Here is a 21,401-nt window from a genome sequence, read left to right on the forward strand (position 1 = left end):
CAAACGTCCCCAAACCGTGACAAATAAGGAGATTTGCAATGAACCAGGCCCCTGAGACGGCGTTCTCGGCGGTGCTCCGCGCGGCCAGCGCCGGCGACCACGCGGCCGCGGAGTCCGCCGGGTACATGGGCGACCTGATGGGCGGGAAGCTGCCGATCGCCGCCTTCGCCGCGCTCACCGCGCGCCTGCACCCCGTCTACACCGCGCTGGAGGAGGCCGCGGAGGCGATGCGCGCGCACCCCGTCGCGGGCCGCTTCGTGCACGACGAGCTGAGCCGCACGCCCGCGCTCGAAGAGGACCTCGCGTTCCTGTACGGGCCGGAATGGGCCGAGCGCCTCGGCGACTCGCCCGCCGCCCGCGCCTACACCGAGCGCATCCGGGCCGTCGCGTTCGACACCCCCGAGGGCTTCTTCGCGCACCACTACACGCGCTACCTCGGCGACCTGTCCGGCGGGCTCATCATCGGCCGCACCCTTGAGCGCGTGTACGACCTCGCCGACGGCAAGGGCGTCGCCTTCTACCGCTTCGCCGCCATCCCGAAGCCCAAGCCCTTCAAGGACGCCTACCGCGCGCTCATCGACGAGGCGCCCTTCGACGCCGAGGGCCGCGCGCTCGTCGTCTCCGAGGTGCGCGAGGCCTACCGGCTGAACACCGCGCTGTTCGCCGAGCTCGGCGAACTGACCTGGAACGAGGCGGCGTGACCCGCGTGCGCACCCGCCCGCTCGGCCTGCTCGGCCTGCTCACCGCGGCCTCCCTCGCGTCCTTCCCCGTGGCGGCCCACGCGGACTCCGGCACGGCCCAGGGCGCCGAGGGCCAGAAGCTGACCGTCTCGGCGACCACGGTGACGGACGGGCAGACCGTCACCATCACCGGCGAGGGCTTCGACACCACGAAGGGCATCTACGTCGCGTTCTGCAAGGACCTCGGCGACGGCCGCGCGCCCACCCCGTGCGGAGGCGGCGCCGACACCTCGGGCCTCGGCGGCGGCTCCCACTGGATCTCCGACGACCCCCCGCCCTACGGCAAGGACCTCGCCGAGAAGTACGGCGCGAACGGCGGCTTCACGGTGCGGATCAAGCTGGCCGCGAAGATCGGCGAGGACGTCGACTGCACCGTCGACCTGTGCTCGGTCGTCACCCGCGCCGACCACACCCGCACCGACGACCGGACCGCCGACGTGCGGATCCCGCTGACGTTCACCACGGAGGCCGCGGCCGAAGGCTCGGACACCGCGCTCTACGCGGGCGGCGGCGTCGCCGCGCTCGTGGTCGTCGCGGGCGGGGGGTTCCTGCTCGCCCGCCGGCGCAAGGCGGCGGCGTGACCGCTCCCCGGGCGCGGCGGTGGGGCACCGCCGCGCTCGCGCTCGCCCTCGTGGCGGGCTGCGGCGGCCGGCCCGCCGCCGAGCACGCCCAGGGCACCGCCGCGGCGGACGGCTGCGGTCCCGCGACCGTGACCGGCCTGCCCGAGGACGTCGACCCGCTCGCCCCCGCGCCGAAGCCGCGGCTCCCGGTCACCGTGACCGGCGCCGACGGCGAGAAGACCACGGTCACCGACACCAGCCGGATCCTCGCGCTCAACATGTACGGCTCGCTCGCCGAGATCGTGTTCAGCCTCGGCCTCGGCGACCACGTCGTCGGCCGGGACGCCTCCACGACCTTCGCCTCGGCCAAGGACCTTCCGCTGGTCACCACGCACGGCCACGACCTGTCCGCCGAGGCGATCCTCGGCCTCGACCCGACGGTCGTGCTCGCCGACGCCAGCATCGGACCGGCCGAGGCGATCACCCAGATCCGGGAGGCGGGCATCCCGGTGGTGATGGTCGACGACGCGCAGACCCTGCCCGCCGTCACCGAGCACATCGCCGACGTGGCGGCGGCACTCGGCGTCGCGGACGCGGGCGAGAGGCTGTCCGCGCGGGTCACCGACGGCATCGCCGAGGCCCGCCGCAGCGCCCCGGAGGGCGCCCAGCCGACCATCGCGTTCCTCTACGTGCGCGGCACCGCGGGCGTCTACCTCATCGGCGGCGACGGCGCGGGCTCCGACGCCATGATCGAGGCGATCGGCGCACGCGACGCGGGCACCGCCATCGGCCTCGAGGGCTTCCGGCCGCTCACCAGCGAGGGCCTCATCAACGCGGCCCCCGACGCCATCCTCGTGATGAGCTCGGGCCTGGAGTCCGTCGGCGGCGTCGACGGACTGCTGAAGCTGCCCGGCGTCGCGCAGACCCCCGCGGGCGAGCACCGCCGCGTCATCGACGCCGACGACGGCTCACTGCTCAACTTCGGCGCGCGCACCGGCGACACGATCGCCGCCCTCGCGCACGCCGTCTACGGAACGTGCGCGTCATGACCCTTCAAGAAGACAAGGCACGGCCCGCCGCGGACCCCGGTCCGGAGTCCGCGCCCACCGCGGCGCGACCGGCGAAGGCGAAGGGCCGCGGCCGCCGGGTGGCGCTGGTCGTCGGGCTGGCCGTCGCCCTGCCCGTTCTCGTTCTCGTCGCGGCGGGCAGCGGCCAGGTGGACATCCCGCCCGGCCAGGTGCTCGGCTCGGTGCTGCACCGGCTCGGCCTCCCCTTCGGGGACCTGCCCACCGCCGCGCAGGGCGAGAACGCCCTGTGGATCGTGCGGATCCCGCGCGTCCTCATGGCCGCGGTGACCGGGGCCGCGCTGGGCTGCGCGGGCGCCCTCATGCAGGGCGTGTTCGGCAACCCGCTGGCCGAACCGGGCGTCATCGGCGTCTCCTCGGGCGCGGCCGTCGGCGCCGCCGCGGTCATCACCTTCGGGCTGAACGCGCTCGGCGGCTGGACGATCGTCACCGCCGCGTTCGTCTGCGGGCTGCTGACGACGCTCGCGGTCTACGCGATGTCACGGTCCAACGGGCGGACCGAGGTCGTCACGCTGCTGCTCACCGGCATCGCGGTCAACGCGGTCGCCGGGGCGGCGCTCGGCCTGCTCATGTTCCTGTCCAGCAACGACGCGCTGCGCTCGATCACCTCATGGCAGCTCGGCAGCCTCGCGGGCGCCACCTGGGACTCGGTCTACGTCGTCGGCCCGATCGCGATCGCCGGCTGCGTCGTCGCGCTGGCCCTCGCCCGGAGGCTGGACCTGCTGGCGCTCGGGGAGCGGACCGCGCGGCACCTCGGCGTCAACGTCGAGCGGCTGCGGTTCACCGGGATCGTCGTGATCGCGCTGCTGACGTCGGCGGCCGTCGCGTTCAGCGGCATCATCTCCTTCGTCGGCCTGGTCATCCCGCACCTCATCCGCATGGCCGTCGGGCCGGGGCACCGGGTCCTGCTGCCCGCCAGCGCGCTGGGCGGGGCCTGCCTTCTCGTGGTCGCCGACCTCGTCGCGCGTACCGCGGTCCCGTACCAGGAGCTTCCCTTGGGCGTCCTCACCGCGGTCGTCGGCGGACCGTTCTTCTTCTGGCTGCTGCGCCGCACCCGCGCCCGTTCCGGAGGCTGGGGATGAGCGTCGCGACCCTGCTCAACGCGTTCCGGCACCCCGCGCGCCTGCCCGGGGACCGGGTCTCCCTCACCGCGGAGGGCGTCTCGGTGCGGCGCGGGGGACGGCCGGTGCTCGCCGGCGTCGACCTGGAGGTCAGGCCCGGCGAGGTGCTGGCGCTCGTCGGCCCCAACGGGGCGGGCAAGTCCACGCTGCTCGCCGCGCTCTGCGGCGACCTCCCGTACGAGGGCACGGTCCGGGTCGACGGGCTGCCGCTCGCCGACTGGCGGCCGGTGGAGCTCGCCATGCGCCGGGCCATCCTCACCCAGACCCACGCGGTGTCGTTCTCCTTCGCCGTCGAGGACATCGTCCGGATGGGCCGCGCCCCCTGGATCGGCACCCCGCTGGAGGACGAGGACGACGCGGCCGTCGCCGCCGCGCTGGCGGACGCCGACGCGGCCCGGTTCGCCGGGCGGCCGTTCCCGCGCCTGTCCGGTGGTGAGCAGGCCCGGGTGGCCCTCGCCCGGGTCCTGGCCCAGCGGACCCCGGTCGTCCTCCTGGACGAGCCCACGGCGGCCCTGGACGTCCGGCACCAGGAGCTGGTGTTCGCGGTGACGCGGGAGCTCGCGGAGCGCGGGAGGTCCATCGTCGCGGTCGTGCACGACCTGGGCCTGGCCGCCGCGCACGCCGACCGGGTCGCGGTGCTCTCGGACGGGCGGCTCACCGCGTGCGGCCCCCCTGCCGAGGTGCTCACCGCCGACCTGCTGACGGAGGTGTACGGCCATCCGATCGAGGTGGTCCCGCACCCGCGCACCGGCCGTCCGCTGGTCCTGCCGCTGCGCTGACGGCCGACGCACCGGGGGCCTCGCCTCGCGATCCGCGGTCTGGTAGACACTGTGTCCAATGACCGCGTGTCGCACCGACCGCGTGCTGAGCGAGGAGAGCGCCATGGGGCGTCGTTTTGATGCGGTGCTGTTCGGAGCGACCGGCTTCACCGGCGGGCTCACCGCCGAGTACCTCGCCGCGCACGCGGGGGAGACCCGGTGGGCGCTGGCCGGGCGCGACCGGGCGAAGCTGGAGCGGGTGCGGGACCGGATCGGGGTGGACGTGCCGCTGCTGCACGCCGACTCCGGGGACCCGGACTCGATCGCGGAGCTCGCCCGGTCGTCCCGGCTCGTGATCTCGACGGTCGGCCCGTACCTGAAGTACGGCGAGCCGCTCGTCGCGGCCTGCGCCGAGCACGGGACGGACTATGTCGACCTGACCGGCGAGCCCGAGTTCGTCGACCGGATGTACCTGAGGTACCACGAGCGCGCGGTGCGGTCCGGGGCCCGGCTGGTGCACGCGTGCGGCTTCGACTCGATCCCGCACGACCTCGGCGCCTACTACACGGTGCAGCGGCTGCCGGAGAACGTCCCCCTGCGCGTCGAGGGGTTCGTCAGCGCGCGCGGCAGCGTCTCGGGCGGGACGATCGCGTCGTTCCTCGGGGTGCTGCGCGACCCGCTCGGGATGCGCCGCGCGGCCGCCGAGCGGGCCAAGGCCGAGGCGCCGCCGGAGGGGCGGCGGGCCCGGGTCGCGCGCAGCCCCCTGCCGCACACGCGGGTGCACGGCGGCGTCACGGTCCCGCTGCCGACGCTCGACCCGCAGGTCGTCGTGCGCAGCGCCCGCGCGCTGGCGCGCTACGGCCCCGACTTCACCTACGGCCACTTCCTCGCCCTGGTGAAGGGCGCCAAGGTCGGAGGGGGCGCGGGCCTGCGGGCGATGCTGCGCCAGGCCCCCGGCGAGGGGCCGTCGGCCGAGCAGCGCGCGGAGAACTGGTTCAAGGTGCGATTCCAGGGCGAGGGCGGCGGGGTGCGCATCGCCACCGAGGTCTCCGGCGGCGACCCCGGCTACAGCGAGACGGCCAAGATGCTCGCCGAGTCGGCCCTGTGCCTGCTGCACGACGACCTGCCGCCCACCGCGGGCCAGGTGACCACCGCCCAGGCGATGGGGGACGCGCTCATCGCCCGCCTCCAGCGCGCGGGCCTCACCTTCCGGACGCTCTGACGGAGGCCGCTTCGGACGCGGCACACACCCCAGGGCAGATCCGGCAAATCTGGCGAAAGCCCTGATGAATGGCAGTGTGGGAGGGGCCGGGCGGTTCGCCGGGGCGAAGCGGGAGTGTTCCCTGCGAAGTTCCCGATCCACCGGACGGGCCCATGTCGCCCATGCCATGCTGTCACTTCCCGTGATGGCAAATGTACAGTTTGTTGGCATGTAGCTGTCGGTGTGCAGGTGTCCGCACGGGCGTCCATGTCGTCAGGTCCCGGGTGGGGGTCATGCTGCTATTCCGGAGCAGGAGCGGATCCGTCGACGAGGACGAGGCCGTGCGGTTCCTCGAGGAGTTCCACGCCGAGTCGGGCGCCGCGGCGCGGGCCCCGGCCCGGCAGCGGGCCGTCCGCGAGGAGATCCGGCGCACCGGAACCTACCGGCACACCCCCGAGGAGCTGGAGTACGGGGCGCGGGTCGCCTGGCGCAACAGCTCGCGGTGCATCGGCCGACTGTACTGGCGCAGCCTGCGGGTGCGCGACCGGCGCGGGGTCTCCTCTGGGGCGGAGATCGCCGCCGAGTGCGTCGAGCACCTGCGCGAGGCGACCAACGGCGGCCGGGTCCGGCCCGTCGTCACGGTCTTCGCCCCGGACGGGCCGGAGGCGCGCGCCCCCGTCATCCACAACGACCAGCTCATCCGGTACGCCGGATACCCCGGCCACCTCGGGGCGGGCACCGGCGATCCGGCAGGGGAACCGCTCACCCGGCTCGCCACCCGGCTCGGCTGGCGCGGCCGGGGCGGCGCGTTCGACGTGCTGCCCCTGGTCGTCGAGGGCCGCGGCGAGCCGGCCCGCTGGTTCGACCTGCCCGCCGACGCGGTGCTGGAGGTGCCGCTCGGCCATCCGGAGCTGGCGGCCTTCGCCGGGCTCGGGCTGCGCTGGTACGCGGTGCCCGCGGTCTCGAACATGACCCTGGAGATCGGCGGCCTCCGCTACCCCGCGGCCCCGTTCAACGGCTGGTACATGGGCACCGAGATCGGGGCGCGCAACCTCGCCGACACCGACAGGTACGACCTGCTCCCGGCCGTCGCCGACCTGCTCGGCCTGGACACCCGAGACGAGGCGACGCTCTGGCGCGACCGCGCCATGGTCGAGCTGAACGTCGCGGTGCTGCACTCCTTCCGGAAGGCGGGGGTCACCATCACCGACCACCACACCGAGGCCCGCCGCTTCCTGTCCCACCTCGCCCGCGAGGAGCGCGCCGGCCGCGTGTGCCCGGCCGACTGGTCCTGGATCGTGCCGCCGCTGTCGGCGTCGGCCACCCCCGTCTTCCACCGGCTCTACCAGGACGCGGACCTGCGCCCGAACTACGTCCACCGCGCCCCCTGAGCCCCGCCGGGCACGGTTGCGCACCACCCCGGTCACGGTCGCGCACAGGCCGTTGACACACTGGGACGGGTGCGGCCACGGTGTGCGGGAGCCGCCGGGGGGAAGGGAAACGATCATGAAGGCACGCAGGGTCATCGGGGGCGCCGCCGCCCTAGCCGTCGCGGCAGGGGTCGGCTTCGCCTTCGGGTTCGCCAGCGTCAGCAAGGCCGCGCACACCGCGGCCTCGGACTGGACGGACCACGACGCCATCGCCGAACTCGTCGAAGGCTGAAAGACGCGCGGCCCCGCCCGTCGGATGGACGGGCGGGGCCGCGCGGTTCCCCCATCCCCATGGGCTTCGTGTCAGACGAGCGCGGGCGCCAGTCTGGGCAGCACGTTCTCGCCGATCCGGTAGGCCTCCTCCAGGTGCGGCCAGCCGGACAGGATGAACTCCTCGATCCCCACCGCCGCGTACCCGCGCAGCAGCGTCGCGACCTCCTCGTGCGAGCCGACGAGCGCGGTGCCCGCGCCCTCGCGCACGAGGCCGACGCCCGCCCACAGGCCGGGCGAGATCTCCAGGTCGCGGGTGTCGCCGCCGTGCAGGTCGGTCATCGCGCGCTGCGCGGTCGAGTCGAACCTGGCGAACCTGGCCTGCGCGGCCTCGATCCTGGCCGGGTCCATGCCCGCGAGCAGCTTGTCGGCCTCGCCCCACGCCTCGGCGGAGGTGTCGCGGCTGATGACGTGGACGCGCAGGCCCACCCGCAGTTCGCGGCCCCGCGCCGCGGCCGCCGCCTTGAGCACCGCGACCTTCTTGCCGACGGCCGCGGGCGGCTCGCCCCAGGTGAGCGCGACGTCCACATGCTCGGCGGCCACCTGGACGGCCGCGGGGGAGGACCCGCCGAAGTACAGCGGCGGGACCTGCTCCAGCGGGCTGCCCAGCCCGCCGCCCTCGATCCGGTAGTGCGCGCCGACGTGGTCGAACGGCACTCCGGTGAAGGAGCGGCGCAGGACGTCGAGGAACTCGGCGGTCCTGCCGTAGCGGGCGTCATGGTCGAGGAAGTCGCCGTAGGCGCGCTGCTCTACCGGGTCGCCGCCGGTGACGACGTTGAGCATCAGCCGTCCGCCGGAGATCTCCTGGAACGCCTGGACCTGCTGGGCGAGCAGCGTCGGCAGGGTGAACCCGGGCCGGAACGCGACGAGCAGTTTGATCCGCTCGGTGTGCTGGGCGACGGCGGCGCACACGATCCACGGGTCCGGGCAGCCCGCCCCGACGGGGGTGAGCACCGCCTCGAAGCCGGCGTCCTCGGCGGCACAGGCGACCTGCGACAGGTAGCGGACGTTCCCCGGCCGGCGGGAGGTACGGCCGGTGTCCGTCGTCATGATCGCCGCGCGCACCTCGTTGCCGTCTCCGGTCGTCGGCAGGAACCAGTGGAAACGCATGGGCCGTGCTACCTCTCTTCAATCTCAGTCGTAATACTGGGGATTGCCCCGGTGAGCTTACGCCGCCGCGGCCCGGACCGCGGAGGCGATCTTGTCCCGGAACGCCGGCTGGTCGGGATGCAGGTGCGGGTCGTCGGCGTACGGCAGCTCCGACGCCGCGTCGAGCACCACCCGGCCGGGCCGCTTGCTCAGCACCAGGACCCGGGTGCCGAGGTAGACGGCTTCGTCGACACTGTGCGTGACGAACAGGACCGTCTTGCCCGTAGCCTGCCAGACCCGGCGCAGCTCCTCCTGAAGGCGCTCCCTGGTCAGCGCGTCGAGCGCGGCGAACGGCTCGTCCATCAGCAGGATCGCCGGGTCGGGGGCGAGCGCGCGGGCGATCGCCGCGCGCTGCTGCATCCCGCCCGACAGCTCGTAGGGCCTGCGCCCCGCCGCGTCGGCGAGGCCGACCAGCTCGAGCAGTTCCGCCGACCGGGCCCGCCGGGCCGCCTTCGGCAGCCCCTTGAGCCCGAACTCGACATTGCCGCGCACCGACAGCCACGGGAACAGCCGCGGCTGCTGGAAGACCACGCCCCGGTCGGGGCCCGGACCGGTCACCGGCGAGCCGGAGACCGCGACCTCGCCGCCGGTCGGCGCGGCGAACCCCGCGACCAGCCGCAGCAGGGTGCTCTTGCCGCACCCCGACGGCCCGACGATCGCGGTGAACGAGCCGGGCGCGAGGTCCGCGTCGATGTCGGCGAGCGCCGGGACCGGGTCGCGGCGCCCCCCGTAGACCAGGGAGACGCCGCGGAGGGTCACCGCGCCGCCGGCGTCAGCTGGCGAAGGCATCGGACAGGGCCTTGGTGGCCAGACCGGACTGGAACACCGACAGCTGCGGCACCGCGTCGATCTGGTTCTGCGCCTTGAGGAACTCGGCGGCGCTGAACAGGGTGTCGGCGAGCTTGCCGGGCGCCTCGGGGGTGCCGAGGTAGTCGGCGCCCTTCTGCTCGGCGCCGTCCAGCAGGACGAGCTGGTCGAGCTGGCGGCCCGCCTCGGCCGGGTCGAGGCTGAGCTCCTGGCCGATCGCGGCGGCGGCCGCGTCGTGGTCGGTGCGGGTCAGCTTGACCGCGCGGTCCTGCTGCTGGAGCCAGGTCTTGAGCGCCGCCGGGTACTTCTCGGCGAACTCGGTGCGCACGACGGCGAGGTCGGCGGTCACCTTGCCCTTGGCCGCGAGGTCCTTGCTGGAGATGAGGACCTTGCCGTCCTTCTCCAGCTCGCCCAGGACGGGCGTCCAGACGTAGGCCGCGTCGATGTCCCCGCGCGTCCAGGCGGCCTGGATGTCCTGCGGCTCGAGGTCGATGAGCTCCACGTCGGACTCGGCGAGGCCCGCGTCCTGGAGGGCGGCGAGCAGGCTGTAGTGCGACGTCGAGGAGAACGGCGTGGCGATCTTCTTGCCCTTGAGGTCGGTGATCGCCGCCGCGTCCTTGGCGACGAGCGCCTCGTTCTCCCCGATGACGTCGAAGATCCACGGAATCTGGTAGGCGATGTTCAGCGGCGCGGACAGGCCGCGGGTGACGGGGCTGCTGCCCGCGAGGCCGATGTCGACGGAGCCCGCGATGACCGCGGTGTTGACGTCGCCTCCCGAGTCGAACTTCGACCAGGTGATCTTGGTGTCGGGCAGCGCCTGCTCCAGCCACTTCTGGTTCTTCACGATGAGGTCGCCGTTGGGGATGAGCTGGTAGGCGACGCGCAGCTCCTTCGGCGTTCCGTCGGTGTTGGCGCCGCCGCCCTCTTCGGTGGAGGCGCAGCCGGCGAGGGCACCCAGGAGGAGCGCCGTGCCGGCGATGAGCGAGGTGAGCTTCACAGTGGTTCTCGACTTTCGGGGGAGGGTCATGCCCGGCCGCGCCAGGGCACGAGCTTGTGTTCGCCGTACTGAAGGAGGGCGTCGATGAGCAGGCCCGACGCCCCGATGACCAGCAGTCCGAGGACCACCACGTCCGACTGGTTGTAGCGCTGGGCGTCCCGGATCATCCCCCCGATTCCCGGGACCCCGTTGACGGTCTCGGCCGCCACCACCGTGGTGTAGGCGACGCCGACCGCGACGCGCACGCCGGTCATGATCTCCGGCAGCGCCGACGGGAGCACGATCCGCCACGGCAGGGCCAGGCGCCCCGCGCCGAGCGACCGCGCCGCGTTCAGGTAGTCCTCGTGCACGCCCCGCACGGCGTCGGCCGTCGCCACCGCGACGGGCGGCAGCGCCGCGACGAACAGGAGGACGACCTTGGGCGTCTCGTCGATGCCGAACCAGATGATGAGCAGGCTGAAGTAGGCGAGCGGCGGCAGCGTCCGCACGAACGTCACCAGGGGCCCGAGCAGTGCCCGGACCGTCGGGACCAGTCCGATGAACAGCCCGATGACGATGCCGCCGAGGATGCCGTACAGGCTGCCGAGGATGATGCGCCGGAGGCTGATGCCCAGGTGCTCCCACAGCAGATGCCCGGCGTAGCCGCGCTGCCCGTTGTCCTGCACGGTGGAGGTCTCGATGAGCGCGTGCCAGACCGACGACGGCTTGGGCACGAACACCTCGGGCCAGATCCCGGCCGCCGCGACGGCCCACCAGAGCGCGAGCAGGGCGAGTACCCCGCCCACGCGCAGCGCCACGCCTCGTGCCACCGCGACCCCATCTCCCTACAAAACCAATCAAACAGGTCGGAAAAGAAGATACGGGCAGGGAAACGCTTTGTAAAGGCGGCGCCCTCCCGGCCGGGTGGCCGGGAGGGCGCGGGGTTCGCGCGGACGCGTCAGCGGGTGAACTTGAGCAGGAACTCCACCTGGCCGTCGTCCTCCACCGAGATGCCGCCGAACGACGGGTTGGCGATGCCGTAGTCGGCGAACGTCACAGGGATCTGGCCCGCCACCTCGAAGGTGTCGGCGGCGGTCCGGGACGCGGTGACGGGGAACGTCACGGGCTGGGTCTTGCCTTTGAGGGTCAGCTCGCCCTTGGCCTCGGCATTGGCCTGGGCCCCGACGGCCGGGAGCGTGCCGAGCTCGATCGGCGAGGTGAGCTTGAACGTCGAGGTCGGGAACTGGCCGACGCTCATGATCCGGCCCTGGAACTGGGCGTCGCGGCGCTCCTGGTCGCTCTTGACGCCCGCCATCTGCACGGTGAACGAGCCCTCGTTCACCGTGCTCCCGGTGATGGTCAGGTCGCCGGTGACGTCGTCGGTGCGGCCGACCGCCTCCACGCTCTGGCCGAACAGCACCTCCTTGACGCGGTAGCCGGCCTGCGACCCCGTGCCGACCTTCCAGGCGCCGTCGGCCGAGGCGGCCGCACCGGCCTCACCGGCCGCGCCCGCCGCCGCGGCGGACGGGCTCGCGCTGCCGACGCTGAGCTTCTCCGGGGCGTCCCCTTCGATGAACCGCGTGTAGACGAACGGGGCGACGACGAATCCGAGAAAGAGTACGCCGACGACGCCGACGACCCACCATGTCCATTTCTTCACGAACGAATCTCCATCAGGCGAGGGCGTATACCGTGGTTCCAACGATCTGCGCGGCCTCGTAGTTCGCGGCCACCCAGTCGGCGATGCGCTGCGCTTCGTCGCTCCCATGCTCTGAAGAACCGAACATCGAACTCTCTATGAAGTAATGGATCTTGCCTTGGGCGACAAGTTCCTTGAACCGCGCGAGCGTCGGGGCGGGGTCGGTGCCGTTGAACCCGCCGATCGCCATCACCGGCTCGCCCGAGCCGAGCTGATAGCCCGCCGCGTTGTTCGACCCGATGACCGCCGCGGCCCAGGTGTAGTCGCCGGCGTCGGCGCGGAGCGCCGCGACGAGCTCGGCCCCGGGCTCCGGCGCGGTGAGCAGCCCGGCGGCGCCGCGCATTCCGCCGCCGTCCGCGCCGCGCATTCCGGCGCCTCCACCGAAGCCGCCGCCTCCGCCGAAGCCCGCGGCAGGTCCGCCGCCGCCTCCGCCGAAGCCGCCGGCCTGCGGGAACCCGCCCCCGGGACGTCCGGAGAAGCCGTTGTCCGCGGTGGGCCCGGCCGACGGGATCGCGCCGGTGTGCGCGGTGGCCGCGGTGTCCACGGCGTAGGCGACGGGCCCGGCGAGGCCCGCGAGCAGCGCCCCCACCACCCCGACGGCCAGGGCGCGGCCCCGGCCGAGCAGCAGCAGGGCCGCGACCAGCCCCGCGGCGACGACGGCCCAGCGCAGCCACGGCACGAAGTCGGGCGTCCGGCCGAGCAGGGCGTACCCCCACACGGCGGTCACCGCGGCCGTCGCCGAGAGCACCTCGCGCCGCCGCAGGCAGACCGCCACCCCCATGCCGACGAGCGCCGCGACGGCCGGGGCCAGCGCGACGGCGTAGTAGGCGTGGAAGATCCCCCGCATGAACGAGAAGACCAGGCCCGTCGTCACCAGCCAGCCGCCCCAGAGCGCGAAGGAGAACCTGGCCGCCCCGCGCGTCACGATGAGGCCGGTGACCAGGAGGATGAGCGCGGCCGGGACCAGCCAGGAGACCTGGCCGCCCAGCTCGGAGGCGAAGATCCGGCCGAGGCCCGCCTGCTGGTCGAGGTTGCCGAGGCCGCCGTAGTCGGCGCCGTTGAGCCGCCCGATCCCGTTGTAGCCGAACGCCAGCTCCAGCACCGAGTTCCCCTGCGAGCCGCCGATGTACGGCCGCGAAGAGGCGGGGACCAGGGCGACCGCGGCGATCCACCAGCCCGCGCCCGCGATCATCGCCGCGCCCGCGCCGAGCAGCTGGCCCAGCCGTCGTTTGACCGATCCGGGGGCGAAGAGCACCCAGGCCAGGGCGAATCCGGGCAGCACCAGGAACGCCTGGAGCATCTTGGCGAGGAAGGCCAGCCCCACCAGGGCGCCCGCGATCAGCAGCCAGCGGGTCGAGCCCTCGGGGTAGGCCCGCACGACCGCGTAGGCGGCGGCGACCAGCAGCAGGACGAGCAGCGCGTCAGGGTTGTTGAACCGGAACATCAGCGCGGCCACCGGCGTGGTGGCCAGCGCGGCCCCGGCGACGAGGCCGCCCGCCGCCGCGGCCCGCGGCGTGACCGTGCCGGCCAGCGCCCGGCGGACCGCCGCGTACAGCAGCGCCACGGCCGCGACGCCCTCCGCGGCCTGCGGTGCGAGGACGCTCCAGGAGTTCACCCCGAACACCCGGGCCGCCAGCACCATCGGCCACAGCGCCAGCGGCGCCTTGTCGACGGTGATCGCGCCCGCCGCGTCCGTCGCGCCGAAGAACATGGCGCTCCAGCTCTCCGCCCCCGCCTGCACGGCCGCCGAGTAGTAGGCGTTGGCCCACCCTGACGCGCCCAGCCCCCAGAGGTAGAGCACGCCCGTCGCGGCCAGTAGCACGGCCAGAGACGGGCGTGCCCACCTGGGCTCCCCTGCGCTTCTCCCCATGGTCAGGAGAGTAGGCAGCGCGGATGAGAACCCGATGAGACCTCCGTCACGTGTTTCTCACCGGCGGACGCCCGGCCTTCTCACGTGGGATTCACCTGGTTCTCACGGACCCGACGGACAGTGGATCTCGGGGCAAGGGAGGGAGAACGCCATGAGGCTCATGCAAGCGGCGGCCGGGACCGGCCTGCGGGACCACCGGGACCTGGTCGGTCCGGCGGGCGAGCTCACGCTCGCCGAGGTCGAGCGGTCCGGCCTGCGGGGACGGGGCGGCCGGTGGGCGCCCGCGGCGGCCCGGTTGAGGGCCGTCCGGCACTGCCACACCGTGGTGGTGAACGGCATGGAGGGCGACCCGCTGTCGGAGAAGGACACCTGGCTGCTCCAGCACGCCCCGCACCTCGTCGCGGACGGGGCCGTGGCCGTCGCCCGGATGCTGGGCGCGCGGGAGATCACGGTCGCCGTCCCCGAGGGCATCGACGGCCTCGGCGCGCTCCTCAAGGAGGCGTTCGCCGGACGGGACGGGCACGAACCGCCCGTCCAGGTCGCGGAGAACCGCGGGGGCTACTTCGCGGGTGAGGACACCGCCCTGGTGAGCGCCCTGCGCGGCGGACCCGCGGTCCCGACGGCCTTCCTGCCGTCGGACGAGGGGTGGTTCGTCGGCAACGCCGAGACCCTGGCCCAGCTCGCCCTGATCGCCCGGCACGGCGCCGCCTGGTTCCGCGGCCAGGGCACCGCCGCCGCGCCCGGCACCATGCTGGTGACGCTGACCGGCGCGGTCCCGCACCCCGGCGTCCACGAGGTTCCGGTCGGCACCCCGCTGGCCAGGCTCGCCCATCCGGCGGGTCCGGTCCTGCTCGGCGGGCACCGCGGCCTGTGGCTGCCCGGCGAGGCCGCCAGGAACGTCAACCTCGACCCCGACGTCACCCCGTGCGAGGCGGCCACCGTCACCGTCCTGCCCGCCGGGGCCCCGGTCCTGGAGCGCACCCGCGAGATGACCGAGTGGCTGAAGGCCCAGGGCGCCTCCGACGCGGGCACCGCCCGCCTGGTCGCCAGCGCGCTGAGCGTCTCGGCGGCCGAGTCCGCCCGCGCCCGCCGCCTCGTGCGGGCCCACGACGACGCGCCTTCGGTCTTCCCGCAGTCCGGCCCGATCGACTCGATCGTCTTCGGACCCGCATCCTTCCTTCCGGCCGCGTAACCGGAAGGATCCCACGGACGGCCCCGCTCCTCGCGCGAGCGGCAAGGCCCGCCACGCCGGCCATCCCACTCTCCGGCGCGGCAGGGCGGAGCGGGGCGTTCGTCCGCAAGACTCCGGCCGTAAGGAGTTCCGGCCGGAACCCGGCGTTCCCGGTGGCAGCCCGATCCACCGGGAACGCCTTTTTGGTGCGCGTCTTCTCCCGGGGCGTCAGGCGGGGCGGAAGACGAGGGAGGCGCTGTGGCCGCCGAAGCCGAAGGAGTTGGAGAGGACGGGGGCGGGCGCGATGCCGCGGGGGGCGGTGTGGACGACGTCGATGGAGGTGGCGTCGGGGCCGCCGGTGAAGTTCGCGGTGGGCGGGACGGTGCCGCGGGAGGCGGCGAGGAGGGCGAAGATCGCCTCCACGGCGCCGCCGGAGCCCAGGAGGTGGCCGGTGACGCCCTTGGTGGCGGTGACCGGGGGGGATCCGGCGGGGAAGCAGGCGGCGATCGCGCGGGCCTCGGCCCTGTCGTTGTAGGTGGTCGCGGTCGCGTGCGCGTTGACGTGGCCGACCTCCTCGGGACGCACCCCGGCGTCGGCGAGGGCCGCGCGCATCGTGCGGGCCGCCACCCTGCCGTCGTCCAGGGGCTGCACGATGTGGCCCGCGTCGGCGCCCGCCGCGTACCCGGCGAGCTCCCCGTGGATCCGGGCGCCGCGCGCGACGGCGAGGTCCATCCGCTCCAGCATGAGGAACGCCGCGGCCTCGGCCATGACGAACCCGTCGCGGTCCCGGTCGAACGGGCGGGACGCCTCGTGCGGGGCGTCGGCACGGCGCGACAGGGCGTTGATCCTGGCGAAGGCGGCGACCGCGAAGGGGCTGAGCATCGCCTCGACCCCGCCCGCGACCGCCGCGTCGACCCTGCCGTACCGGATCGCCGTCATCGCCTCGCCCAGCGCGACCGCGGCGCTCGCGCACGCGCACGAGAACGTCAGGCACGGGCCCTGGAGCCCGTGCCTGATGGAGATCCGCGCGGCGGTGGCGTTCGGCATGATCATCGGCACCGACGCGACGGGCAGCCTCTCGCGGGGAAGGGCGCCGAGGTCGGAGATATAGGACGTGTGGGCGCCTCCGGTGCCGACGAAGACCCCGGTGCGCGGGTCTCCCTCGTCGTCCTCGGGCCGGAGGTCGGGCAGGCCCGCGTCCGTGCGGGCGTCGGCCGCGGCGGCGACGGCGAGCCGGGTCGGCCGGTCCAGATGGCGCTGGCGGGCGCGGGGGAAGTAGGCGTCGGGGTCGAAGCCGGTGACGGCGCACCCGAACGTCACGGGGACCGCGGCCTCCAGGAGCGCGGGCAGGTGGACCGCGGTGCCCTTGCCCGCGAGGACTGTGGCGAAGGCGTCTTCCGGGGTGTTGCCGGCCGGGCTTTTGAGGCCCATTCCGGTGACGGCGACACGGTGCACGGCGGCCTCCTGGGGGGATAGGGCCGGAAAGTACCATGCGCTCCTTCTGGGCTTCGTTTGGTTTCCATGACAGAAATCGCGGATACGTCTGTCATGCCGTGATAAAAACCGTCGGGGAGGGGCGGCCCCACCGGATCCGGCCGAGCCGCCCGGGTCGGGCGAAGTCCCGGCGCCGAGTGCGCTTCCTGCCTAGGCTTGCGTTAGGCGGAAGGAGGGGACGCACCATGACCGACCACAAGGATCACCGCGATCCTTACGCCGAACGCAACGAGAAGCTCGTCCGGGACCGCATCCCCGAGCTGATCCGGGCCTCCGGCGGGCGGCCCGACATCCGCACCGCCGACCCCTCCGAGATCCGGCGGCTCCTGCTGGCCAAGCTCTGGGAGGAGGCCGACGAGTTCTCCGCGGAACCCTCCGCCGAGGAACTCGCCGACGTCCTCGAGGTCGTGCGCGCCCTCGCCGACGGCATCGGCTGCGACCCGGTCGAGCTGGAACGCGTCCGCGCTGCCAAGGCCGCCGCCCGAGGGGGATTCGCCGAGGGCCTCGTCCTCCGGGGCATCGCGGGGGCGGAGCGCCCCAGGGTGATCAAGGCCCGGGCGCTGCTCCTGGAGCAGGACTCCCTCGTCCTGTTCCGCCGTACGAGGCCGGGAAGGATCCCGTACTACACGACCCCGGGCGGCGGCGTGGAGGACTTCGACGCCGACATCGAAGCCGGGCTGCGCAGGGAGCTCATGGAGGAGCTGGGCGCCACCGCGGGACCCGTCAAACCGGTCTACACCTTCTCCGAGCACCGCCCGCACGCCACCTACGTGCACCACTTCTTCGTCTGCCGCCTCACCTCGATGGACCTCGCGCTGCGGTCCGGGCCGGAGTTCGCCGACCCGACGCGCGGCGGCTACGACGTCGAACGGCTCCCGTGCCGGAGCGCGTCCTTCACCGGACTGCCCCTGTGGCCGCGGGAGCTGCGCGACTTCCTCATCGAATCGGCCGAGACGCTGCCCTCGCTCGTCTGAGGGCCTACCGGGGCCGCCAGCCCTGTCCCGCGTGCTCGTCGAGGCCGGGCGCGGGTCCGGCCGGACCCGCCGACGTCCCGGGCACCAGCGACCCGGTCCCCGGCGCCCCGGTGGCGTCCGCCGCGATGACGCCCCTGGCCTGGAAGTGCGGATGGCCGAGCATCCGCGCACGGTCGAGGACGGCGCTCGCCGGGGCGCCCGCCTTCGTCAGCCGTTCGAGCGCGGTGTCCCGGGGGAGGGCCTTGAGGGCCTGCCTTATCTGGTCGTCCAGCTCCCGTACACGGGAGAGACGGGCCCCGAAAGGCTCTTCGGCGAGGGCGGACAGCCCCAGGGCCGTGCAGGTGGCCCGCCACAGGTGGTCCTCCGACACGACGCCCAAGGCGACGCGCAGCCCGTCGGCACAGGTGTAGACGCCGTAGCCCGCGACGGGGCCGATGCCGTCACCCCCGGGAAGGGCGGGCGGGGCGGTGGACACCCAGTGGGCGAGGGTGTCGGCGAGGCCGATGTCCAGGTGGGCGCCTTCGCTCGTCTTCGCCGCGCGCAGGCAGGCCGCGGTGAGGGCGAACGCCGCAGTGGTCGCCGCCGCCATGTCGGCGAGCGGGAGGTCCACCGCGTCCGGCGGGAGGCCGCCGGGCGGGAGCGCGGCCGCCGTCGCCCGATAGTTCACGTCGTGGCCCGGCACCCCCGCGAGCGGGCCCGTCTCCCCGTAGCCGGTGAGCGCGCACGTCACGAGGGAGGGGCGGGCGGCCCGCAGCCGCGCGGACCCGATCCCGAGCCGCTCCGCGACGCCGGGCCGGAACCCGGTCACCACCGCGTCGGCCTCGGCCGCCAGCTCCAGGAAGCGGGCCAGCCCTTCGGGGTCCTTCAGATCGAGCACGATCCCGCGCTTGCCCGCGTTGAGCGGCCCGAAATGCCCTGCGAACGCCCGCATCGGCTCCCCGCCGGGCGGTTCCACCTTGAGCACGTCGGCCCCCATCCCCGCGAGCAGCAGGGTCGCGTAGGGGCCGGGCCGCCACATCGTCAGGTCGAGCACCCGCAGACCGTCGAGCATGCCCGGCAGTCTAACAAGCGAGCGCTTGGTTGACAGCCTCGGCGGTCCCGCGAGATCCGGGGTTGGCAAAGTGATATCACTTTGCTAACTTGGAGACATCGCCCCAGAGCAAGGAGCACCCATGAGCGAGACCTTGATGCCCACCCCCCAGATCCGGGAGAGGATCGCCCGCGGGGCCTCCGGCTGGCCCGTCCTCGGCCTCTGCCTGCTCGGCCTCCTCGCCGGTACCGCGGCCGTCATCGGCGGGATCGTCGCGGGCGGCGCGGCCGGCGTCGCCCTCATCGTCGTCGGGATCCTCGTGGCCCTCGCGGGCCTCCTCTACATGTGCGGGCTCACCGCGGTCGCCCCCGGCGAGGCCCGCGTCATCACCCTCCTCGGCCGCTACACCGGCACCGTCCGCACCGACGGCCTGCGCTGGGTCAACCCCCTCACCGACCGGCGCCGCGTCTCGACCAGGATCCGCAACCACGAGACCGACGTGCTCAAGGTCAACGACGCCGACGGCAACCCGATCGAGATCGCCGCCGTCGTCGTCTGGCAGGTCAAGGACACCGCCCGCGCCGTCTTCGAGGTCGACGACTTCGTGGAGTTCGTCGCCATCCAGACCGAGACCGCGGTCCGGCACATCGCCAACAGCTACCCCTACGACACCCACGACACCGGCCTGTCCCTCCGCGACAACGCCGACGAGATCACCGAGCGGCTGTCCACCGAGATCGGCCTCCGGGTCGACGCCGCGGGCGTGGAGATCATCGAGTCGCGCCTGACCCGCCTCGCCTACGCCCCCGAGATCGCCCAGGCGATGCTCCGCCGCCAGCAGGCGTCGGCCATCGTCGCGGCCCGCAGCAAGATCGTCGAGGGCGCGGTGGGCATGGTCGAGATGGCGCTCAACCGCCTCACCGACGACGGCATCGTCGACCTGGACGAGGAGCGCAAGGCGGCCATGGTCTCCAACCTCCTCGTGGTCCTGTGCGGCGACCGGGACGCCCAGCCGGTCGTGAACACCGGAACCCTCTACGCCTAGTCCCATGGCCGTGGAACGCAAGAAGCTCCTGCTGCGGCTCGACCCGGCGGTGCACGACGCCCTGGCCCGCTGGGCCGGGGAGGATCTGCGCAGCACCAACGCGCAGATCGAGTTCCTGCTCCGCCGGGCGCTGGCCGAAGCCGGGCGGCTGCCTTCCGGGGTCTCCCGGATCCGCCGCCCCGGCCGGCCCTCCAGAGCCGCGCAGGACGAAGAAGAGCCGACCACCGGGCCGGCCGAGACAGCCTCCCCAGACGATCCCCCCGACCAGGAGGAGAAGCCGTGAAGCAGCCCGAAAGCCTTCCGCAGCGGATGTACCTGCTCGCCCTCGACCCGGCCACGGGCAGGACCGTGTCCAAGTCCTACCTGCGGCCCCTGGTGCGGTCCGCGGCCCTCACCGAGCTCTACCTCTCCGGCCACCTCCGCGACGAGTCGGGCAGGCCCGCCGTCGAGGTGGCCGGCCCGTGCGGCGACCCGGTCCTCGCCGGGATCCTCGAGGAGATCGGCGCGGGCCGTCCCCGCAAGTGGCAGCACTGGGTGGGCCGCAGGGGCAAGGAGTCCGCCGACGCGGTCCTCGACCAGCTCGTCCAGGGCGGCCTGCTCAAGGCCGAGTCCCGCAAGGTGCTCGGGCTCTTCCCGACGACCCGGCACACCCTGCGCGACCCCCGGGTCCGCACCCGGCTCGTGTCCATCGTCGCGGCGGTCCTGCGCGACCCCGTCGGCCGCGTCGACCCCGCCGACGCCGCGCTCGTCTCGCTCTCGGTCCTCGGCCGCCTGCACAAGGTCGTCCCGAAGGCCAAGCACAAGGAGCACAAGCAGAAGATCAAGGCCCTCACCGAGGTCACCGGCCCCGCGGCCCCCGCTCTGAAGAAGACCCTCGACAGCCAGGACGCCGCGGTGGCGGCGGGCTGACCGCGCCCTCCGCTCCGCCCCGCGCGAAGGCGCCGCCCTCCTCACGGAGCGCGGCGCCTTTTCGCCGACGTGGCGGGCGGGTTCAGCCGTCGATGGGGATCGCGCCGCCTGTGACGGTGACGCCGCCCCGCGCGGGGACGTCGACCACCAGCACGCTGGGCCGGCCCACGTGGGCGCCCTGCCGGATGACGACGCGGTCGCCCGGCTCGGCCCGGCCGATCGCGCGGAGGTACGCGCCGGTGGAGGCGGCGGCCGAACCCGTCGCCGGGTCCTCGGTGATGCGGCCGACGGGGAAGAGGTTCCGCGCCTCGTACTCGTGCGGGCCGCGGACGCTGAGCACGGTGACGGTGCCCGTCCAGCCGCGCTCGCGCATCAGCCGCGCCACCTCGCGCGGCGCGAAGCGGAACTGGTGGAAGAGCCCGCGGTCCTTCAGGACCAGCATCGGATGCCAGTTCCCGGCGAAGGACTCCAGGGGCGGGAACGCGGGGTCAAGGTCGTCGGGCGCCAGACCGAGCAGGCCGAGCAGTTCCCGCAGCGGCGCGCCGCCGAACGGACGGGTCCGGGTGTCCACGCTCGTGAAGGACACCGAGACGGTTCCCGCGGCGTCCGCCACGGTGTCGAGGGCGACCTCCCCGGCCGCGGTGCCGAACACGTAGGCCCCCGGGCCCGTCCGCGCCGCCAGGGCCGCCGCCAGCGCCACCGTCGCGTGCCCGCAGAACGGCACCTCGGCGGCGGGGGAGAAGTACCGCACCCCGAACCGCGCGGGTCCGGCCGGGTCCCGCGCGCCCTCCTCGGTGACGAACGCGGTCTCGGAGTACCCGACCTCCCGCGCGATCTCCAGCATCTCCCGCTCGCCGAGCCCGGCGGCGTCGAGCACGACCCCCGCGGGATTCCCGCCCTCCGGGCCGTCCGCGAACGCGCTGTACCGCAGCACCTCTGTCCTCATACGGGGTGCAACGCGGCATCCGGGCCCGGCTGTTCCAGGGCGTTCCGCCGTCGGGCGCGCCCCCGGCAGGCCCCGTCCCCGGACGCGCTGTGAGAAATCCACACGACGGACGCGGGAAGGAAGACGCCCACGGTCCGGGTTCCGTGATCTCCCCGCCCCGACGGGT

At 73.9% G+C, this 21,401-nt stretch carries 21 protein-coding genes and 1 pseudogene; 13 read left to right on the forward strand and 9 right to left on the reverse strand.

Translation table 11 applies throughout. The annotated features are described in order from the left end of the window. The first annotated feature begins 38 nt into the window (after window positions 1–38). The 8 genes and pseudogenes from EDD29_RS09445 to EDD29_RS45340 all read left to right on the forward strand — a co-directional run bounded on the left by EDD29_RS09445 (window position 39) and on the right by EDD29_RS45340 (window position 7,127). Window positions 39–701, forward strand: a complete 663-nt coding sequence (locus tag EDD29_RS09445; protein ID WP_123664032.1) for a biliverdin-producing heme oxygenase — start codon at window positions 39–41, stop codon at window positions 699–701. Next, entirely contained in the window at window positions 698–1,321 is a 624-nt protein-coding gene (locus EDD29_RS09450) for a hypothetical protein (protein WP_246052641.1), read from the forward strand. Before EDD29_RS09445 ends, EDD29_RS09450 begins: the two co-directional genes overlap by 4 nt. Next, complete coding sequence (locus EDD29_RS09455) at window positions 1,318–2,349, forward strand: heme/hemin ABC transporter substrate-binding protein (protein ID WP_246052643.1); 1,032 nt, start codon at window positions 1,318–1,320, stop codon at window positions 2,347–2,349. The genes EDD29_RS09450 and EDD29_RS09455 overlap by 4 nt, the downstream gene beginning before the upstream one ends. Next, window positions 2,346–3,467 (forward strand): FecCD family ABC transporter permease, encoded by a 1,122-nt coding sequence (locus EDD29_RS09460; protein ID WP_123664033.1) that lies wholly within the window; start codon window positions 2,346–2,348, stop codon window positions 3,465–3,467. Before EDD29_RS09455 ends, EDD29_RS09460 begins: the two co-directional genes overlap by 4 nt. Window positions 3,468–3,535: 68 nt before the next feature. Further along, window positions 3,536–4,285 (forward strand): annotated as a pseudogene (locus tag EDD29_RS09465) (heme ABC transporter ATP-binding protein); the annotation flags it as partial. 103 nt (window positions 4,286–4,388) lie between these two features. After that, complete coding sequence (locus EDD29_RS09470) at window positions 4,389–5,486, forward strand: saccharopine dehydrogenase family protein (protein ID WP_123664035.1); 1,098 nt, start codon at window positions 4,389–4,391, stop codon at window positions 5,484–5,486. A gap of 272 nt (window positions 5,487–5,758) precedes the next feature. Next, window positions 5,759–6,856 (forward strand): nitric oxide synthase oxygenase, encoded by a 1,098-nt coding sequence (locus tag EDD29_RS09475; RefSeq protein ID WP_123670371.1) that lies wholly within the window; start codon window positions 5,759–5,761, stop codon window positions 6,854–6,856. Between the two features lie 115 nt (window positions 6,857–6,971). After that, window positions 6,972–7,127: a hypothetical protein gene (locus tag EDD29_RS45340; RefSeq protein ID WP_170201331.1), complete on the forward strand. Its 156-nt coding sequence runs from the start codon at window positions 6,972–6,974 to the stop codon at window positions 7,125–7,127. A 71-nt stretch (window positions 7,128–7,198) separates the two neighbouring features. Here EDD29_RS45340 and EDD29_RS09480 read toward each other — a convergent pair whose 3' ends face one another. From EDD29_RS09480 to EDD29_RS09505, 6 genes are all read right to left on the reverse strand, one after another. Beyond that, window positions 7,199–8,275, reverse strand: a complete 1,077-nt coding sequence (locus tag EDD29_RS09480; protein WP_123664036.1) for an LLM class flavin-dependent oxidoreductase — start codon at window positions 8,273–8,275, stop codon at window positions 7,199–7,201. A gap of 57 nt (window positions 8,276–8,332) precedes the next feature. Then, a complete protein-coding gene (locus EDD29_RS09485; RefSeq protein WP_123664037.1) occupies window positions 8,333–9,103 on the reverse strand; it encodes an ABC transporter ATP-binding protein in 771 nt (256 codons plus the stop codon). Further along, the gene (locus EDD29_RS09490) at window positions 9,087–10,118 is read right to left on the reverse strand and encodes a taurine ABC transporter substrate-binding protein (RefSeq protein ID WP_246052644.1); all 1,032 of its coding nucleotides are present in this window, start codon (window positions 10,116–10,118) and stop codon (window positions 9,087–9,089) included. Before EDD29_RS09490 ends, EDD29_RS09485 begins: the two co-directional genes overlap by 17 nt. Before the next feature lie 26 nt (window positions 10,119–10,144). After that, on the reverse strand, window positions 10,145–10,927 hold the full coding sequence (locus EDD29_RS09495; protein WP_123664039.1) for an ABC transporter permease: 783 nt from the start codon (window positions 10,925–10,927) through the stop codon (window positions 10,145–10,147). A 128-nt stretch (window positions 10,928–11,055) separates the two neighbouring features. Further along, a complete protein-coding gene (locus EDD29_RS09500; RefSeq protein ID WP_170201332.1) occupies window positions 11,056–11,757 on the reverse strand; it encodes a YceI family protein in 702 nt (233 codons plus the stop codon). Between the two features lie 13 nt (window positions 11,758–11,770). Further along, the gene (locus EDD29_RS09505; RefSeq protein WP_123664041.1) at window positions 11,771–13,666 is read right to left on the reverse strand and encodes an ArnT family glycosyltransferase; all 1,896 of its coding nucleotides are present in this window, start codon (window positions 13,664–13,666) and stop codon (window positions 11,771–11,773) included. Window positions 13,667–13,817: 151 nt separating this feature from the next. Between EDD29_RS09505 and EDD29_RS09510 the strand changes: the two genes are divergently transcribed. Further along, window positions 13,818–14,858, forward strand: a complete 1,041-nt coding sequence (locus tag EDD29_RS09510; RefSeq protein ID WP_170201333.1) for a hypothetical protein — start codon at window positions 13,818–13,820, stop codon at window positions 14,856–14,858. A 207-nt stretch (window positions 14,859–15,065) separates the two neighbouring features. Here EDD29_RS09510 and EDD29_RS09515 read toward each other — a convergent pair whose 3' ends face one another. Then, the gene (locus EDD29_RS09515) at window positions 15,066–16,292 is read right to left on the reverse strand and encodes a beta-ketoacyl-[acyl-carrier-protein] synthase family protein (RefSeq protein ID WP_123664043.1); all 1,227 of its coding nucleotides are present in this window, start codon (window positions 16,290–16,292) and stop codon (window positions 15,066–15,068) included. A 224-nt stretch (window positions 16,293–16,516) separates the two neighbouring features. Between EDD29_RS09515 and EDD29_RS46225 the strand changes: the two genes are divergently transcribed. Continuing rightward, complete coding sequence (locus EDD29_RS46225) at window positions 16,517–17,305, forward strand: NUDIX domain-containing protein (RefSeq protein WP_123664044.1); 789 nt, start codon at window positions 16,517–16,519, stop codon at window positions 17,303–17,305. 4 nt (window positions 17,306–17,309) lie between these two features. Here the strand turns inward: EDD29_RS46225 and EDD29_RS09525 are convergent, their stop codons facing one another. Continuing rightward, entirely contained in the window at window positions 17,310–18,356 is a 1,047-nt protein-coding gene (locus tag EDD29_RS09525; RefSeq protein WP_123664045.1) for a CaiB/BaiF CoA transferase family protein, read from the reverse strand. A 121-nt stretch (window positions 18,357–18,477) separates the two neighbouring features. Between EDD29_RS09525 and EDD29_RS09530 the strand changes: the two genes are divergently transcribed. From EDD29_RS09530 to EDD29_RS09540, 3 genes are read left to right on the forward strand one after another with little or no spacing between them, the layout of a single operon-like run. Next, on the forward strand, window positions 18,478–19,380 hold the full coding sequence (locus EDD29_RS09530; RefSeq protein WP_123664046.1) for an SPFH domain-containing protein: 903 nt from the start codon (window positions 18,478–18,480) through the stop codon (window positions 19,378–19,380). Between the two features lie 4 nt (window positions 19,381–19,384). Next, window positions 19,385–19,663: a type II toxin-antitoxin system antitoxin gene (locus EDD29_RS09535; RefSeq protein WP_123664047.1), complete on the forward strand. Its 279-nt coding sequence runs from the start codon at window positions 19,385–19,387 to the stop codon at window positions 19,661–19,663. Then, window positions 19,660–20,289 (forward strand): GOLPH3/VPS74 family protein, encoded by a 630-nt coding sequence (locus EDD29_RS09540; RefSeq protein WP_123664048.1) that lies wholly within the window; start codon window positions 19,660–19,662, stop codon window positions 20,287–20,289. Before EDD29_RS09535 ends, EDD29_RS09540 begins: the two co-directional genes overlap by 4 nt. 82 nt (window positions 20,290–20,371) lie before the next feature. Here EDD29_RS09540 and EDD29_RS09545 read toward each other — a convergent pair whose 3' ends face one another. Beyond that, a complete protein-coding gene (locus EDD29_RS09545; RefSeq protein ID WP_211359615.1) occupies window positions 20,372–21,223 on the reverse strand; it encodes a PhzF family phenazine biosynthesis protein in 852 nt (283 codons plus the stop codon). Between the last annotated feature and the right edge of the window lie 178 nt (window positions 21,224–21,401).

Origin of the sequence: Actinocorallia herbida, assembly GCF_003751225.1 — a bacterium.
GTDB classification, from domain to species: Bacteria; Actinomycetota; Actinomycetes; order Streptosporangiales; family Streptosporangiaceae; genus Actinocorallia; species Actinocorallia herbida.

Bases quoted from the DNA above. Each gene is read 5' to 3' on its own strand.
- EDD29_RS09505 (WP_123664041.1), bottom strand. From the start codon at position 13,666: ATGGGGAGAAGCGCAGGGGAGCCCAGGTGGGCACGCCCGTCTCTGGCC.
- EDD29_RS09445 (WP_123664032.1), top strand. From the start codon at position 39: ATGAACCAGGCCCCTGAGACGGCGTTCTCGGCGGTGCTCCGCGCGGCC.
- EDD29_RS09485 (WP_123664037.1), bottom strand. From the start codon at position 9,103: ATGCCTTCGCCAGCTGACGCCGGCGGCGCGGTGACCCTCCGCGGCGTC.
- EDD29_RS09475 (WP_123670371.1), top strand. From the start codon at position 5,759: ATGCTGCTATTCCGGAGCAGGAGCGGATCCGTCGACGAGGACGAGGCC.
- EDD29_RS09480 (WP_123664036.1), bottom strand. From the start codon at position 8,275: ATGCGTTTCCACTGGTTCCTGCCGACGACCGGAGACGGCAACGAGGTG.
- EDD29_RS09530 (WP_123664046.1), top strand. From the start codon at position 18,478: ATGAGCGAGACCTTGATGCCCACCCCCCAGATCCGGGAGAGGATCGCC.
- EDD29_RS09460 (WP_123664033.1), top strand. From the start codon at position 2,346: ATGACCCTTCAAGAAGACAAGGCACGGCCCGCCGCGGACCCCGGTCCG.
- EDD29_RS45340 (WP_170201331.1), top strand. From the start codon at position 6,972: ATGAAGGCACGCAGGGTCATCGGGGGCGCCGCCGCCCTAGCCGTCGCG.
- EDD29_RS09535 (WP_123664047.1), top strand. From the start codon at position 19,385: ATGGCCGTGGAACGCAAGAAGCTCCTGCTGCGGCTCGACCCGGCGGTG.
- EDD29_RS09525 (WP_123664045.1), bottom strand. From the start codon at position 18,356: ATGCTCGACGGTCTGCGGGTGCTCGACCTGACGATGTGGCGGCCCGGC.
- EDD29_RS46225 (WP_123664044.1), top strand. From the start codon at position 16,517: ATGACCGACCACAAGGATCACCGCGATCCTTACGCCGAACGCAACGAG.
- EDD29_RS09510 (WP_170201333.1), top strand. From the start codon at position 13,818: ATGAGGCTCATGCAAGCGGCGGCCGGGACCGGCCTGCGGGACCACCGG.
- EDD29_RS09470 (WP_123664035.1), top strand. From the start codon at position 4,389: ATGGGGCGTCGTTTTGATGCGGTGCTGTTCGGAGCGACCGGCTTCACC.